Genomic DNA, 14,228 nt, shown 5'->3' with positions numbered 1-14,228 from the left:
CGACTGCACGTGACACGATATTGCGCTACGTGTTCGCTTGGCTGCATAACGTCAAGAATCTGGAGTGCCTGGGGTGACGGTTCCGGTGTTCCTCGCGGCGGATCTGAGCGGGTCCGAGCTGGTGCTCGACGGGCCCGAGGGGCGGCACGCCGCCGCGGCCCGGCGCCTGCGGGAGGGCGAGCGGGTCGACCTGACCGACGGGGCGGGCTCGGTGGCCGAGTGCGTGGTGCGGGAGGTGCGCAAGGACGCGCTCACGCTGGACGTGCTGGCGCGGTACGAGGTCGCGGCCCCGCAGCCCAGGCTGGTCGTCGTCCAGGGGTTGCCGAAGGGCGACAGGGGCGAGCTGGCCGTGGAGATGATGACCGAGGCGGGCGTGGACGTGATCGTGCCGTGGGCGGCCTCGCGGAGCATCACCCAGTGGAAGGGCGACAAGGTCGCCAAGGCGCTGCACCGGTGGCGGTCGACGGCGCGCGAAGCGGGCAAGCAGGCGCGCCGCTTCCATCTGCCCGAGGTGACGGAGCCGGCGTCGACCGCCCGGGTGGAGGCGCTGCTGACTGGCGCGGCCCTGGGCCTGGTGCTGCACGAGGAGGCGGCCGAGCCGCTGTCGCGGGTGGCGCTGCCGGCCGGCGGCGACATCGTCGTGGTGGTGGGACCCGAGGGCGGGGTGTCGGATCAGGAGCTCGCCGCGTTCCGGGGGGCGAAGGCGCTGCCGGTGCTGCTCGGCCCGACGGTGCTGCGCACCTCGACGGCGGGAGTGGCGGCGGCGGCGGTGCTGCTCGCCAGGACCGGCCGCTGGTGAGGGATCAGGTCACGGAGCGGCGGGGGGTGTGCCCAGCAGCGGGCTGGAAACGTCCGTCGGCGTGGGGACGGCGTCGCCCGGGGGGCACTCCTCGGCGGGGCACGACGTGGCCGGGATCTCCGTATCGGAGAACGTCGGCGTGGGGGTGGGGGTCGGGGTGGCCGTGGGACAGTCGGACGGCGGCTCCACCTGCTCCTCGGCGGCCGACGGGCAGGGGGTGGGCGTCGGGGTGGGCGTGGGCTTGCTGGTCGACTTGGCCGTCTCCGACGCGGGTTGCCGGGGCGGTGAAGTGATCGGGTCGGGGACGACCGGCGACGGCGGCACGTCGTCGCGGACGGTCGACTTGGGCGACGGGGGTCGGCTGGTCGAGGACTTGGCCGGAGGCGTGCTGCTGGAGGTGCTGCGCACCTCCTGATAGGGCTGCTCGATCACGCGCTGGCGCAGCTCCGGGACCACCATCACGATGGTGCCCGCCACCAGCACCGCGCTGGCGGCCGCGGCGCCCGCGCGCCACCAGAACAGGTTGCGCACTCCGCGCCGCTCGATGCGGGCCCGGATGATCTCCAATCCTTCCGGCGAGGGTACGACCGCGTCCGCCTCCGCGCGGAGCGCACGGCGCAGGATGTCGCCGTGCTCGTCGGGGGGCTGGGTCATGACATTTTCTCCAGGACGGATCGCAAGGCGGCCATGCCACGTGCCGTGTGGCTCTTGACCGCGCCCTTGCTGATGCCCATGGCGTGGGCGATCTCAGCCTCGGACAGATCACCGTAGTAGCGAAGGACCAGTGCCTCTCTCTGACGTGCCGGCAGGGATCTCAGTGCCTCGATGACGGCGGAGCGTTCCAGCTCACCGATCGCGCCGTTTTCGGCACTGGGCGCATCGGGCAGCCCCTTGGGTGCGTACTTCTCGACGACCGCGCGGTGACGCAGCACGGAACGGGACCTGTTGACGACGGATTGACGCAGGTAGGCGAGTGCTTTGTCGGGGTCACGCAGTCTGCGCCAGGCGCCATGGATGGCGACGAACGCGTCCTGCACGACTTCCTCCGCGGTTGCCATGTCGCGTACCAGCAACACGGCGAGACGCACCAATGACCGAAAGTGCGCGCTGTAAAGCGCGGTCACGGCCACGTCGGCATCCCACCCGACCGGCACCGCCCCCATGGACCTGTCGGCCAGGAGGGTTTCGGTGGTCACATCAGTGGGACGCGCGGCCTTGCCTGAGGGTTTACGCTCTTCCGGTTCCTTAGGGGGCATGACCCAGTCGTGTCCTCGCCAGGTGGCCTCGCCCGACCCTGAATCGTCTTTTTCGTTGAAGTGTCGCACACACACCCTAACCTCGCCGATCTTCGGGCGTCACGACGGTTCGGATTACCGATTCGCAACGCTGATCAGGGGCTGGGCGGCACACCAGGTCAGAGCCGGGCGGGCTAGCGAGGCCTATCGGTAAGGTGATCGGGTGACCGACTGCCTCTTCTGCAAGATCGTGGCCAAGGAGATCCTGGCCGAGGTCGTTCTCGAGACCGACAGGGCGCTGGCGTTCCGCGACAACAACCCGCAGGCGCCCACCCATGTGCTGGTCGTCCCGAAGGAGCATCACGCCGACGCGGCCGCCCTGGCGGAGGCCGACGCGGGGCTCGCCGACGAGGTGCTCAAGACCGCCCACGCGGTGGCCGTCGGGGAGGGCGTGGCCGAGGCCGGCTACCGGATCGTGTTCAACACCGGGCCCGCCGCCGGGCAGACCGTCTTCCACGTTCACGCGCACGTCCTGGGCGGGCGTGGCCTGACGTGGCCGCCCGGGTGATATTGGCGCGAGCAATCCGGCTGCTCCCGGCTACGATGTGTGGAGAAGCACAGCCAAACAGACCGGGAGGCATCAGGCCGCTGGCCTGCCCATGTCCGAACTACACGAAGCCCGACGCACGGCACCTCCATCGCGCACGCAAGCCAAGGTGCTGATTCCGGACGAATACCCCATGGTCAGCCTCCTGGGCTCCCGCGACGAGCTGCTACGCGTCATCGAGGGTGCCTTCAAGGCAGACATCCATGTGCGCGGAAACGAGATCACCGTCACCGGCAGCCCCGACGAGAGCGGCACGGTGGTGCGGCTGTTCGAGGAGCTGGTCGAGGTCCTGCGCAGCGGCGGCGAGCTGACGCCCGACGCGGTCGAGCGGAGCATCGCCATGCTGCGCATGACGTCGGACCGTCCGGCGGAGGTGCTGTCCCTGGACATCCTCTCCTCGCGTGGCCGCACCATCAGGCCCAAGACGGTCAACCAGAAGCGCTACGTCGACGCGATCGACAAGCACACGGTCGTGTTCGGCATCGGCCCCGCCGGCACCGGCAAGACCTATCTCGCGATGGCCAAGGCCGTGCGCGCGCTACAGGAGAAGCGGGTCAACCGGATCATCCTGACCCGGCCCGCGGTCGAGGCCGGAGAGCGCCTGGGCTTCCTGCCCGGCACCCTGTACGAGAAGATCGACCCCTACCTGCGCCCGCTGTACGACGCGCTGCACGACATGGTCGACCCCGACTCGATCCCCAAGCTGATGGCCGCGGGCACGATCGAGGTCGCGCCGCTGGCCTACATGCGAGGCCGCACGCTCAACGACGCCTTCATCATCCTCGACGAGGCCCAGAACTCCTCGGCCGAGCAGATGAAGATGTTCCTGACCAGGCTCGGCTTCAACTCCAAGATTGTCGTGACGGGTGACGTCACCCAGGTCGACCTGCCCTCGGGCACGGTCAGCGGCCTGCGGGTCGTCCAGGAGATCCTCGACGGCATCGACGACATCCACTTCTCCCGTCTGACCAGCGCCGACGTGGTCCGCCACAAGCTGGTGAGCGAGATCGTGGACGCCTACGGCCGCTACGACGCCCTCCAGGAGCCGAGCTCCGCCAAGGCCATCCAGCAGCGGAGCAAGCGTCGATGAGCATCGAGGTCAACAACGAGTCCGGCGTGGAGGTCGGCGAGGAGAGTCTGGTCTCGCTGGCCACCCACGTGCTCGGCGAGATGGGCATCAACCCGCTCGCCGAGCTCTCCATCGTGGTCGTCGACGAGGACGTCATGTCCGAGCTGCACGAGAAGTGGATGGGCGAGCCCGGTCCGACCGACGTGCTCGCCTTCCCCATGGACGAGCTGCGGCCGGGCGGTGGCGCGCGCGGCGACGCCGACAGCCCGGCCGATCCGGCGCTGCTCGGTGATGTGGTGCTCTGCCCCGAGGTGGCTGCCAGGCAGGCGTCCGAGGCCGGGCACAGTGCTCAGGAGGAGCTGGAGCTGCTGTGCACCCACGGCATCCTCCACCTGCTGGGCTACGACCATGCCGAGCCTGAGGAGCACAAGGAGATGTTCGGCCTGCAGGCCCGGCTGCTCGAAGGGTGGCGGGAGGTGCGCAGCTCCCGGTGAACGCCTGGTTGCCCTTGGCCGTCGTCCTCGTCATGGTCGGCGGCCTCATCGCCAGCGCGGAAACGGCGTTGACCCGCATCTCCAGGGTGCGGGCCGAAGAGGCCGTGCGCGATGGAAAGCGCGGAGCCCAGCGGCTGCACGCCATCGTCGCCGACGCGCCGCGCTACCTCAACCTCCTCCTCCTGCTCCGGCTGTGCTGCGAGATGGTCGCGACGGTGATCGCGACGCTACTGTTCATCGACCTCATGGACGACCAGGGCTGGGCTTACGTGTCCGCCGCCGCCGTGATGATCGTGGTCAGCTATGTGATCGTCGGGGTGATGCCCCGCACCCTCGGCCGCCAGCACGCCGAGCCGATCGCGCTGGCCAGCGCGCCCATCGTCTACGGGCTGACCAAGATCTTCGGTCCGCTGCCCAAGCTGCTCATCCTCCTCGGCAACGCGCTGACTCCCGGCAAGGGGTTCCGCGACGGGCCGTTCACCTCGGAGGCCGAGCTGCGTGATCTGGTCGACCTGGCCGAGGAGCGCAGGGTCATCGAGCCGGACGAGCGCGAGATGATCCACTCGGTCTTCGAGCTGGGCGACACGCTCGTTCGCGAGGTCATGGTGCCGCGTACCGACATGGTCTACATCGAGCGTGGCAAGACGCTCAGCCAGGCGCTGTCGCTCGCGCTGCGCAGCGGCTTCTCCAGGATTCCGGTTGTCGGCGAGAACGAGGACGACGTCATCGGCATCGCCTACCTCAAGGACATCACCCGCCGGGTGCACGAGTCCGGCGAGGACGGCGGCGAGGAGCGGATCGAGTCGATCATGCGCCCGGCCACCTACGTGCCCGAGAGCAAGCCGATCGACCAGCTCCTGCGCGAGATGCAGGCCAAGCAGACCCACCTGGCCATCGTCATCGACGAGTACGGCGGGACGGCCGGCCTGGTCACCATCGAGGACGTGCTGGAGGAGATCGTCGGCGAGATCACCGACGAGTACGACCAGGAGGCGCCCCGCGTCGAGCCGATGGCCGACGGCGCGCTGCGGGTGACGGCCCGGATGCCGGTGGACGAGCTGGCCGAGCTGTTCGACACCGAGATCGAGGTCGACGACGTGGAGACGGTCGGCGGACTGCTCGCCCACGCGCTCGGCCGGGTGCCGATCGCGGGGTCGGAGGCCGAGGTGGCCGGGCTGGAGCTGACCGCCGAGAGCCTGGCCGGTCGCCGCAACCGGATCAGCACCGTGGTCGTGCGCCGGGTCGCGCCGTCGTCGGGCGACATCGTCCCGGCGGCCGCCGAGCACGACTGATCGGCGGCTGATCGGCGGCGCAAGTCTTCTACAAGTCTCCTGCAACCGCCCTGGACCAGTCTCTTCATCGACGCCCTGTGCGGTGGGTGTCACGAGGGAAGCGTCCGAACGCCGGGTGGGGTTCGCGGCGGGAGGACGCTCCCCTGGGGGGACGGCAACGTCATGGTCTGCTAGCCGATCGCGACGTTGTTCGGCGTAAAGGGTGTTCTCGTCCGGATAGCCGGACGAGGGCACCCTTTTAGCATTTGATCGTTTATTGGCAACTCTGGTGGATTGCCGTTTTCGTCGGTCGGGGAGATTGCGATTCGGGGGTAATCATGGATCGCGGAATGCGGATCATCGCCTGCGGGCTCCTGGCCGGTGCCCTGGCAGGATGCGGCGGGGGTACCGCGGCAGTCGAGGGCGTGGACGTACAGGCTCTTGCTCAGATGCGGGAAATCCTCAGCAAGGAGCCCAGGCTGCCCGACGGCTTCTCGCCTCGGCGCGAGCAGGCGTGGCGGCCGCCGTTCACGGCGGCGGATCGCAACTGCCGCGCCGTACTGGACGCGGCCGGAGGGCGGGCGCCCGCGCGGGCGCTGACCGCGCAGGCGGCGGCCAGCTACCAGGGCGACGAGCTGGGCGAGCAGGTGGGCGTGGGCCTGGCCCGATACGCCGGCTCCGAGGCCGAAGGACACATCGCCGAGCTGTCCAGGGCCCTGGAGGCATGCCGGGCCGTGCGGGCGGGGAGCGGAACCCACCTGCGCACCACCATCCTGCCGATCAGGGACGTGGCCGACGAGGCGGTGGGCGGCGAGCTGCGCGGGCAGCTGAACGGCTATCCGTACACGCTGGACGTGGTGCTGGCCCGATCGGGTGACACGCTCGTCTCGCTGGTGCACACCAGCATGGCCGAGGTCGACCCGCAGCGCACGCGGCAGCTCCTCGACGCTGTCGTCAGGATGGCGACCGCCTAACCTGGTCCTCGTGACTCTCGATCCCGAAGACAGCAAGATCATTACGTTGGCCCGCGCCGCCAGGGCCCGCAACGGCACGGCCGAAGGCGCCGCCGTACGCGACGAGACCGGGCGCACCTACTCGGCCACCGACGTCACGCTCACCTCGCTCGCGCTCTCGGCCGTGCAGGTGGCGGTGGCGACGGCGGTCTCCAGCGGCGCGCGGTCGCTGGAGGCGGTGGCGCTGGTCACGGCCGGCGAGCCGAGCGCCGCCGACCAGGCGGTGGCGGCCGAGCTGGGCGTCAAGGCCCTGCTCGTGGCGGACCCGGACGGCACGCCGCGCGCCGGCGGCGGAGGCTGACATGCCGATGTCCCCGTTCCTGGCACGGTTGCGGGCCAAGGTCGGCCCCGACCTGCTGATGCTGCCGTCGGCGAGCGGCTGCGTGTTCGACCCGTCCGGCAGGCTGCTGATGGCCCGGCACGGCGACGTCGGGCTGTGGGCCGCGCCCGGCGGCGGCATCGATCCCGACGAGCGGCCCCAGGACGCCGTGGTGCGCGAGCTGCGGGAGGAGCTCCGCATCGACGTGGAGGTGCGCGGGCTGATCGGCGTCTACGGCGGGCCGGAGTTCCGCACCCGCTACCCGAACGGCCACGAGGTCGCCTACGTGATAGCCGTCTACGGATGCGCGCTGGTCTCGGGCACGCCCACCCCCGACGAAGACGAGATCACCGACGCCCGGTGGGTCACCGAGCAGGAGCTGGACGGACTCACCATGACCGCCTGGTCGCCGCGGGTGCTCCCCGACGCGTTCGCCTGGTGGCGTGACCAGGCTCGATGATGGGCCAGAATGCACTATGTGACTTCGCCAGACAACCATCGCGCCGGATTCGCCTGCTTCGTGGGGAGGCCGAACGTCGGCAAGTCCACGCTGATGAACGCCCTGGTCGGCACGAAGGTGGCGATCACCTCCTCCAAGCCGCAGACCACCAGGCGGGTCATCAGAGGCATAGTCCACCGCCCCGAGGCGCAGATCATCGTCGTCGACACGCCGGGCCTGCACCGGCCGCGCACGCTGCTCGGCGAGCGGCTCGACAGCCTCGTGCTGTCGACGCTCACGGAGGTGGACGTGATCGGCTTCTGCGTCCCGGCGAACGAGCCGATCGGCAAGGGTGACCGGTTCATCGCCGACAAGCTCACCGCCGTCAAGAACACCCCCGTCGTCGCCGTGGTCACCAAGTGCGACCTGGCCACCCGGGAGCAGATCGCGGCGCAACTCCTCGCGGTGTCGCAGATCGCCGAGTTCGCGGCCATCGTCCCCGTCTCCGCGCAGTCGGGGGAGCAGCTCGACGTGCTGGGCGACGTGCTCATCGAGCATCTGCCCGAGTCGCCGCCGCTCTACGAGGGCGGGCAGCTCACCGACGAGCCCGAGCAGGTGCTGGTCGGCGAGCTCATCCGGGAGGCGGCGCTGGAAGGCGTCCGCGACGAGCTGCCGCACTCGATCGCCGTGGTGGTCGACGAGATGCTGCCGCGCGAAGGCCGCGACGACCTGCTCGACATCTACGCGCACATGTTCGTCGAGCGGCCCTCGCAGAAGGCCATCGTCATCGGCCACAAGGGCGAGCGGCTGCGCGAGGTCGGCACCAAGGCCCGCCAGCAGATCGAGGCCCTGCTCGGCACGAGGGTCTATCTGGACCTGCGGATCAGCGTGGCCAAGGACTGGCAGCGCGACCCGAAGCAGCTGCGGCGGCTGGGCTTCTACGACTGACCGCTACGACCGGCGGCGGACGAGCGCGAGGACCGCCAGGACGACCACCGCGACGGCCGACGTTAGGGCGGCGAACCAGCCGTACCTGATCACCGGCTCGATCGACAGCAGGCGGCCCAGGTCGATCGAGATCCGATCCCGGATTCCGGCCGAGTCGGTCACGAACAGCACCAGGACCAGCGCCGCCACCGCCCCCGGCAGCACGGCCAGTGCGGCGACCCGAGGACGGGTGAGCAGCCCCGCCACCCCGCACCCCAGCGCGGCCAGTCCGGAGACGAGCGTGTAGACGCCGAAGACGTCGTCGATGCCGCGGATGTCGTTGGACACCCCGCCGCCGATCAACTCGCTCCTGGCCTCGACCCCCGCCCACGGCAGGATCGCGCAGAACACCAGCATCGCCCCGGCCAGCACGACGGCGAGCGCGTAGCCGCGACGCTTGGGGCGAACCGGCGAAAGGTAGTCGGCCACACGATCACGATAGGCCGACGGCGGCCTTCCGGCCACTATCCGCGAGGCGCTCCTCGCGGTGCGGGAAGGGCGGCTCGACTCCGTCGCAGGCGGCGGGCGTCGGAGCGGCCCTGGCCCGGCCTCTGGCCGCTTCACGCGGGCGACGGTGGTGAGTGGCCGGTCAGGACCGCGGCTTCGGCCCATTCGAGTCTGGCGCGGAGGGCGACGGCGTCGGGGGCCAGGGCGGAGACCAGGGTGACGGGGGCTGTAAGGGGCAGCGCGGCGACGCCGTCGGCGATGATGACCCGGGCCGCCGGAGAGGGGCCCGTGATCAGGGTGGTGCCCACGCAGCGGGCGTCGCCGTAGACAGCCGGCGAGGTGTCCAGGGCCGGGTCGCCGACGGTGAACTCCTGCCTGAGCAGGGGCTCGCCGTCGAGAGTGGCGTCGAAGCGGGCGTGGCAGCGGCCCGGTCTCTCGCCGTACCGGCCGAAGACGATCTCTTCGCGCCAGAGCACGCGGGCTTCCCGGGCGAGCTCCAGGCGCACCTCGATGCGGTGGGTGCAGCCCGCGGCGAGGACCGTCGGCTCGGGGGTGAACCGCAGCGTGGCTCCGGCGCCGACGCAGGCGGTGATCAGCATGCGGGACTCGCCCTGACCGGGCAGGACCAGGGTGCTCGCGACCGAGGCGAGCTCCACCGTGGTGCCGGGGGCGATGTCCAGGTCGAGCTCGAGGTGGTCGCCGCCGAGGGGGCCCGCCGCTGTGGAGACCAGGTGCACCGAGCGCGGGCCCGTCTGCCGGAGGGTCAGCGGGGGAGCGGACCTCAGCACCGGGAACGTGGTGCGGCCCGCCGTCAGGGCGGTGGACAGCTCGGCCCGGGCCCGCATGGCCCGGCGGCCGGCGGGTCGGGCACGATCGGCCGGCTGGGCCGTGGGCGCGGGCATGTCAGGCGTGCTGGCGGAGCCAGGCTTCGACCTGGTCGTTCACCCAGGTGGCCGGTTCCGTGGCGGCGGGGTCCTGCCTGATGGAGGTGAACAGGACCGGCCGGCCGGCTCGCACCGCCGCCGCGTCCCTGGCCATCACGCCGAGGTCGGCGTTCACCAGAGGGGCCAGGTCCGTCTTGTTGATGACCAGGAGGTCGGCGGTGGTGACGCCGGGGCCGCCCTTGCGGGGGACCTTGTCGCCACCCGACACGTCGAGGACGAAGATCTGCCTGTCCGCCAGGCCGCGGCTGAACGTGGCCGTCAGGTTGTCGCCTCCGCTCTCGACGATGACCAGGTCGAGCGGGCCGAAGCGGTGCTCCAGGGTCTCCACGGCGTCGAGGTTGGCGGCGATGTCGTCGCGGATGGCGGTGTGCGGGCAGCAGCCGGTCTCGACGGCGAGGATGCGGTCCTCGTCGAGGACTCCGGTCCTGCGCAGGAAGTCGGCGTCCTCGGTGGTGTAGATGTCGTTGGTGACCACGCCGAGCTGGAGAGACGGGCCGAGCGTCCGGCACAGGGCGGCAACCAGCGCCGTCTTGCCGCTGCCCACCGGGCCGCCCACGCCCAGGCGGAGCGCCCGGCCGTGGCCGTCGGGGGCGTGGTGATGGTCGTCGTGGCCGGCGCCCATGGGCAGGTCCTTCCTAGGAGACGAACAGTCTGATCTGGGCTCGCGCGTGCCGCTCGGCCAGGAGGTCCAGGGCCGGGGCGGAGTGGGCGGGCAGGGCCGCCCAGGCGGCGGCGAGGCCGGCCGGTGAGCGGGGATCGTGCCGGCCCTGTGGTGCGGGAAGCTCCCGGGAGAGGTCCGCGAGGAGGCGGTGGACGGCCACCGGGTCGAGCCCGAGCAGCCGGACCGCCGCCGTGGCCGGGCCGCTGACCGCGTGGTAGGCCGCCGCCATGGCGGCGTCCCCGGGCGACGCTCCCGCCGCGTGCGCCGCCGCCCCGAGCGCGAGCGGGTGATGAGGACTCGGTACGGCCTGCGCCAGCTCCTCCAGCACCGGCGACGGCCACAGGCGGCGCGCCACCCGGAGCAGCAGCCTGCCCTGCACGCGTGACGCCTCCCGCTGTGCGGGTGAGGCGGTCCGGGCGTCGGCTTCGGTGTCCAGATCGGCCCAGGTGGGCAGGGCGGGCCGGGCCGTACGGGAGGCGAAGGCGCAGGCCGCCGCGGAGAGAGCGGCCGCGACCGCGCCCGAGGTGTGGAGGCGGCCCCTCAGGAACGCCTCCAGCGACGGCACATCGTGCACGGCGCCCGCGGTCACCGCCTGCTCGACGCCGCCCGAGTGGGCGTGGCCTCCGGCGGGGAGGCGGGAGTCGGTGAGGAGCAGGATCGCGGGGTTCATCAGAAGAGGAAGTAGCGCTGCGCGAGCGGCAGCGTCCGGGCGGGGGCGGGCTCGATCAGGTCGCCGTCGATCCGGACCTCGAACGTGTCCGGCGCCACCTCGATCCTGGGCAGCGCGTCGTTGAGCGGCATCGCCTCCTTGCCGCGTCCCCGTACGTCCGCCACCGGCGCCAGGCGGCGGCGGACGGGAAGGCGGTCGGCGAGGCCGGACTCCAGAGCGTGCGGGGAGACGAAGTGCAGCGAGGTGGCGGCGGCCGTGGCCGGGGCGGCGCCGAACATGGGACGCGGCATCACTGGCTGGGGCGTGGGGATGGAGGCGTTCGCGTCGCCCATCTGGGCCCAGGCGACGACGCCGCCCTTGAGGACGAGCGCGGGTTTGACGCCGAAGAAGGCGGGCTCCCACAGGACCAGGTCGGCGAGCTTGCCCGGCTCGACCGAGCCGACCTCCGCCTCCAGGCCATGGGCGACGGCCGGGCAGATGGTGTATTTGGCGATGTAGCGGCGGGCGCGGAGGTTGTCGGCGGGGCCGCCGAGCGAGCCGCGGCGGCCCTTCATCACGTGCGCCGTCTGCCAGGTGCGGATGATCGTCTCACCGGCGCGGCCCATGGCCTGGGAGTCCGAGCCGATCATCGAGATGGCTCCGAGGTCGTGCAGCACGTCCTCGGCCGCCATGGTCGACGGCCTGATCCTGGATTCGGCGAAGGCCAGGTCCTCCGGGATGGACGGGTTGAGGTGGTGGCAGACCATCAGCATGTCGAGGTGCTCGTCGAGCGTGTTGACGGTGTGCGGCCTGGTCGGGTTGGTGGAGGAGGGCAGCACGTTGCCGTAGGAGGCGACGCGGATGATGTCGGGCGCGTGCCCGCCTCCGGCGCCTTCGGTGTGGTAGGCGTGGATCGTCCGGCCGCCGATGGCCTCCAGGGTGGACTCGACGAACCCGGCCTCGTTGAGCGTGTCGGTGTGGATGGTGACCTGTACGCCGCTCGCGTCGGCGACGGTCAGGCAGGCGTCGATCGCGGCCGGCGTCGTGCCCCAGTCCTCGTGCAGCTTGAAGCCGGAGGCCCCCGCCGCGAGCTGCTCCCACAGCCCTTCGGCCGAGACCGTGTTGCCCTTGCCGAGCAGCGCGAAGTTGAGCGGATAGGAGTCGAGCGACTCCAGCATCCTGGGCAGATACCAGGTGCCGGTGACGGTGGTGGCCTTGGTGCCTTCGACGGGCCCGGTGCCGCCGCCGACGATCGTGGTCACGCCGGAACCGATGGCCTCGTCGAGGATCTGCGGGCAGATGAGGTGCACGTGGGAGTCGATCGCACCCGCCGTGAGGATCTTGCCGTTGCCGGCGAGCACCTCCGTGGACGGGCCGATGACGATGTCCACGCCGTCCATCGTGTCCGGGTTGCCGGCCTTGCCGAGGGCGGCGATCCGGCCGTCGACGACGCTCACGTCCGCCTTGACCACGCCCCAGTGGTCGAGGACGACCGCGCCGGTGATCACCAGGTCGGCGGCGCCTTCGGCGCGGGTGGTCCTGGCCTGGCCCATCGACTCGCGGATCACCTTGCCGCCGCCGAACACCGCCTCGTCGCCCGCCCCGGCGGGCCCCATGGACAAATCCTCGGTGACCTCGATGAACAGGTCGGTGTCGGCCAGCCTGATCCGGTCGCCGGTGGTGGGACCGTAGAGGGCGGCGTAGCGAGCGCGGGAGAGCTCAGGCATCGAGCGCCCCCGCCTGCTCGGCGCGCAGGCCGGGCACCATCCGGTGGCCGGCGATGGGCACCAGCGTCACATCGCGCTCGACGCCGGGCTCGAACCTGACGGCGGTGCCCGCGGGCACGTCCAGGCGCATCCCCCAGGCGGCCTGCCGGTCGAAGTCCAGACCCGGGTTGGCGACGGCGAAGTGGTAGTGGGAGCCGACCTGCACCGGCCGGTCCGCGGTGTTGACGACCCGCACCGTGACCCGCTCGCGGCCCGGGTTCAGCGGGATGGTCCCCTCGGGGTGGGTGTACTCGCCGGGGATCACGGGATCGGCCTGTGCACGGTGACGAGCTTGGTGCCGTCGGGGAAGGTGGCCTCGATCTGCACGGTGTCCAGCATCTCGGGCACGCCTTCCATGACGTCGTCCCTGCCGAGCACGGCGCGCCCGGCCGCCATCAGGTCCGCCACCGTCCGGCCGTCCCTGGCCCCCTCCATCAGGAACGACGCGATGATCGCGGTGGCCTCGGGATGGTTGAGCCGCAGACCCCTGGCCTGACGCTCCCGCGCCACCCCGGCGGCGACGTGGATGAGCAGCCGCTCCTGCTCGTGTGGGGTTAGCCGCATGGCCGGACCTTAGGAACCGTTCGTTTCCGCGGTGTTGCCGGGACATGTCGAGTCGGTTTCCTTCAGGACCGGTCGCGAAGAGCTCGCCGACCGCCCGAGCCGACCGCGGGTGCGGGAGGTCTGCCCGGGAGACCCGGCGATGCTGTCGGTCAGTGACTCGAATCCGGATACGGCGGGCACGTCGTGCGCACCGGCTGCTGTTCGCCGTGTGAGATCAACCGGCGGCCCACAGGCGTGCCGACCGGACGATCTCCTCCAGGTCGCCGCTGTGCGCGCCGTGCCAGTAGACCTGGCCGCACAGCTGGCACTGGCCGTAGGCGTCGTAGCCCTGACGGGTTCCCGAGCGCAGCACCGCCTCCACGTCCCGCTTGGCGACCGTGGCCAGCTCGCCGTTGCAGGCCGTGCACCTGGTCCATGGGCGCAGCGGCGGGGTGAAGCGTTCGAGCAGGTCGCGGAGCTGGTCCGGGGCCCGCGAGCCGCGCACGTACGCGCCGAGCCACAGGGCGCGGCGGCGCAGCAGGCCGCGGTCCTGGGTGAGCAGCACGCGCCGCTCCTCGTTGGCCTGCACCACCAGGGACGGGTCGTCCATGTCGTTGTGGTAGGCCGCGTCGATGCCGAGCAGGCGCAGCCGCCTGGCGAGCGTGCCCAGGTGGACGTCCAGCAGGAAGCGTGGCTCGGCGGGCAGCGGCTGCGGCCTGGGCACCGCCTGGACCTCCACCACGTCACCGGCACGAGGCTGGTAGGACGGCGGCACGCCCCGGCCGTCGACCGTCATCGGGCCGACCTCCGTCAGCGGGATGCCGGCCGACTCCACATGGTGCCCCAGCGTGGAGGAGCCGTCGGTGACGATCCGCTGCGTCCGGGCGCGCCGGCTCGCGGGCAGGAACATCATCAGCTCTGGCGCGATGCGAAGAAGTGCGTCCCTTTCCGTCACAACGACCATTGTGCCGAATTCGGTAACGTA

19 protein-coding genes are annotated in these 14,228 nt (G+C 71.3%); 9 read left to right on the top strand and 10 right to left on the bottom strand.

All coding sequences use genetic code 11. The annotated features are described in order from the left end of the window. The first annotated feature begins 73 nt into the window (after positions 1-73). On the top strand, positions 74-799 hold the full coding sequence (locus V5E28_RS03120; RefSeq protein WP_336204762.1) for a 16S rRNA (uracil(1498)-N(3))-methyltransferase: 726 nt from the start codon (positions 74-76) through the stop codon (positions 797-799). Positions 800-808: 9 nt separating this feature from the next. Here the strand turns inward: V5E28_RS03120 and V5E28_RS03115 are convergent, their stop codons facing one another. Continuing rightward, positions 809-1,453 carry a hypothetical protein gene (locus V5E28_RS03115; RefSeq protein WP_336204760.1) on the bottom strand — a complete coding sequence of 215 codons (645 nt, stop codon included), beginning with the start codon at positions 1,451-1,453 and terminating at the stop codon, positions 809-811. Continuing rightward, positions 1,450-1,962: a SigE family RNA polymerase sigma factor gene (locus V5E28_RS03110; RefSeq protein WP_336204916.1), complete on the bottom strand. Its 513-nt coding sequence runs from the start codon at positions 1,960-1,962 to the stop codon at positions 1,450-1,452. Before V5E28_RS03110 ends, V5E28_RS03115 begins: the two co-directional genes overlap by 4 nt. Positions 1,963-2,257: 295 nt before the next feature. Here V5E28_RS03110 and V5E28_RS03105 point away from each other — a divergent pair, with 295 nt between their 5' ends. The 8 genes from V5E28_RS03105 (at position 2,258) to era (ending at position 8,194) form a co-directional block, all read left to right on the top strand. Further along, a complete protein-coding gene (locus tag V5E28_RS03105; RefSeq protein ID WP_336204758.1) occupies positions 2,258-2,602 on the top strand; it encodes an HIT domain-containing protein in 345 nt (114 codons plus the stop codon). Between the two features lie 91 nt (positions 2,603-2,693). Then, positions 2,694-3,731, top strand: a complete 1,038-nt coding sequence (locus V5E28_RS03100; RefSeq protein WP_336204756.1) for a PhoH family protein — start codon at positions 2,694-2,696, stop codon at positions 3,729-3,731. Then, entirely contained in the window at positions 3,728-4,204 is a 477-nt protein-coding gene (gene ybeY / locus V5E28_RS03095) for an rRNA maturation RNase YbeY (protein ID WP_336204754.1), read from the top strand. The genes V5E28_RS03100 and ybeY overlap by 4 nt, the downstream gene beginning before the upstream one ends. Continuing rightward, entirely contained in the window at positions 4,201-5,496 is a 1,296-nt protein-coding gene (locus V5E28_RS03090) for a hemolysin family protein (protein ID WP_336204752.1), read from the top strand. Before ybeY ends, V5E28_RS03090 begins: the two co-directional genes overlap by 4 nt. Positions 5,497-5,825: 329 nt before the next feature. Beyond that, complete coding sequence (locus V5E28_RS03085) at positions 5,826-6,449, top strand: hypothetical protein (RefSeq protein WP_336204750.1); 624 nt, start codon at positions 5,826-5,828, stop codon at positions 6,447-6,449. A gap of 10 nt (positions 6,450-6,459) precedes the next feature. Beyond that, positions 6,460-6,789 carry a cytidine deaminase gene (locus V5E28_RS03080; protein WP_442945754.1) on the top strand — a complete coding sequence of 110 codons (330 nt, stop codon included), beginning with the start codon at positions 6,460-6,462 and terminating at the stop codon, positions 6,787-6,789. 1 nt (position 6,790) lies between these two features. After that, positions 6,791-7,267 (top strand): NUDIX domain-containing protein, encoded by a 477-nt coding sequence (locus V5E28_RS03075; RefSeq protein WP_336204748.1) that lies wholly within the window; start codon positions 6,791-6,793, stop codon positions 7,265-7,267. Positions 7,268-7,285: 18 nt separating this feature from the next. Next, complete coding sequence (gene era, locus V5E28_RS03070) at positions 7,286-8,194, top strand: GTPase Era (RefSeq protein WP_336204746.1); 909 nt, start codon at positions 7,286-7,288, stop codon at positions 8,192-8,194. 3 nt (positions 8,195-8,197) lie between these two features. Here the strand turns inward: era and V5E28_RS03065 are convergent, their stop codons facing one another. The 8 genes from V5E28_RS03065 to V5E28_RS03030 all read right to left on the bottom strand — a co-directional run bounded on the left by V5E28_RS03065 (position 8,198) and on the right by V5E28_RS03030 (position 14,198). Then, the gene (locus V5E28_RS03065) at positions 8,198-8,662 is read right to left on the bottom strand and encodes a hypothetical protein (RefSeq protein WP_336204744.1); all 465 of its coding nucleotides are present in this window, start codon (positions 8,660-8,662) and stop codon (positions 8,198-8,200) included. 131 nt (positions 8,663-8,793) lie between these two features. Then, entirely contained in the window at positions 8,794-9,582 is a 789-nt protein-coding gene (locus tag V5E28_RS03060) for an urease accessory protein UreD (protein ID WP_336204743.1), read from the bottom strand. A gap of 1 nt (position 9,583) precedes the next feature. Continuing rightward, entirely contained in the window at positions 9,584-10,246 is a 663-nt protein-coding gene (gene ureG, locus V5E28_RS03055; RefSeq protein ID WP_336204741.1) for an urease accessory protein UreG, read from the bottom strand. A gap of 13 nt (positions 10,247-10,259) precedes the next feature. Beyond that, a complete protein-coding gene (locus V5E28_RS03050) occupies positions 10,260-10,955 on the bottom strand; it encodes an urease accessory protein UreF (RefSeq protein WP_336204739.1) in 696 nt (231 codons plus the stop codon). Next, complete coding sequence (locus V5E28_RS03045) at positions 10,955-12,661, bottom strand: urease subunit alpha (protein WP_336204737.1); 1,707 nt, start codon at positions 12,659-12,661, stop codon at positions 10,955-10,957. The genes V5E28_RS03050 and V5E28_RS03045 overlap by 1 nt, the downstream gene beginning before the upstream one ends. After that, on the bottom strand, positions 12,654-12,965 hold the full coding sequence (locus tag V5E28_RS03040; protein WP_336204735.1) for an urease subunit beta: 312 nt from the start codon (positions 12,963-12,965) through the stop codon (positions 12,654-12,656). Before V5E28_RS03040 ends, V5E28_RS03045 begins: the two co-directional genes overlap by 8 nt. After that, entirely contained in the window at positions 12,962-13,264 is a 303-nt protein-coding gene (locus V5E28_RS03035) for an urease subunit gamma (protein WP_336204733.1), read from the bottom strand. The genes V5E28_RS03040 and V5E28_RS03035 overlap by 4 nt, the downstream gene beginning before the upstream one ends. Before the next feature lie 214 nt (positions 13,265-13,478). Beyond that, on the bottom strand, positions 13,479-14,198 hold the full coding sequence (locus tag V5E28_RS03030; protein ID WP_336204731.1) for a Mut7-C RNAse domain-containing protein: 720 nt from the start codon (positions 14,196-14,198) through the stop codon (positions 13,479-13,481). Positions 14,199-14,228 lie beyond the last annotated feature (30 nt).

Origin of the sequence: Nonomuraea sp. LPB2021202275-12-8 (assembly GCF_037044575.1) — a bacterium.
In the GTDB taxonomy this organism is placed as follows: domain Bacteria; phylum Actinomycetota; class Actinomycetes; order Streptosporangiales; family Streptosporangiaceae; genus Nonomuraea.
The sequence above is the reverse complement of the archived record's forward strand: the minus strand, read 5'-3'. Positions and strand labels throughout refer to the sequence as shown.

Coding starts and splice junctions, on each gene's coding strand:
- V5E28_RS03115 (WP_336204760.1), bottom strand. CDS start 1,453: ATGACCCAGCCCCCCGACGAGCACGGCGACATCCTGCGCCGTGCGCTC.
- V5E28_RS03110 (WP_336204916.1), bottom strand. CDS start 1,962: ATGGGGGCGGTGCCGGTCGGGTGGGATGCCGACGTGGCCGTGACCGCG.
- V5E28_RS03100 (WP_336204756.1), top strand. CDS start 2,694: ATGTCCGAACTACACGAAGCCCGACGCACGGCACCTCCATCGCGCACG.
- ybeY (WP_336204754.1), top strand. CDS start 3,728: ATGAGCATCGAGGTCAACAACGAGTCCGGCGTGGAGGTCGGCGAGGAG.
- V5E28_RS03085 (WP_336204750.1), top strand. CDS start 5,826: ATGCGGATCATCGCCTGCGGGCTCCTGGCCGGTGCCCTGGCAGGATGC.
- V5E28_RS03075 (WP_336204748.1), top strand. CDS start 6,791: ATGCCGATGTCCCCGTTCCTGGCACGGTTGCGGGCCAAGGTCGGCCCC.
- V5E28_RS03060 (WP_336204743.1), bottom strand. CDS start 9,582: ATGCCCGCGCCCACGGCCCAGCCGGCCGATCGTGCCCGACCCGCCGGC.
- ureG (WP_336204741.1), bottom strand. CDS start 10,246: ATGGGCGCCGGCCACGACGACCATCACCACGCCCCCGACGGCCACGGC.
- V5E28_RS03050 (WP_336204739.1), bottom strand. CDS start 10,955: ATGAACCCCGCGATCCTGCTCCTCACCGACTCCCGCCTCCCCGCCGGA.
- V5E28_RS03045 (WP_336204737.1), bottom strand. CDS start 12,661: ATGCCTGAGCTCTCCCGCGCTCGCTACGCCGCCCTCTACGGTCCCACC.
- V5E28_RS03035 (WP_336204733.1), bottom strand. CDS start 13,264: ATGCGGCTAACCCCACACGAGCAGGAGCGGCTGCTCATCCACGTCGCC.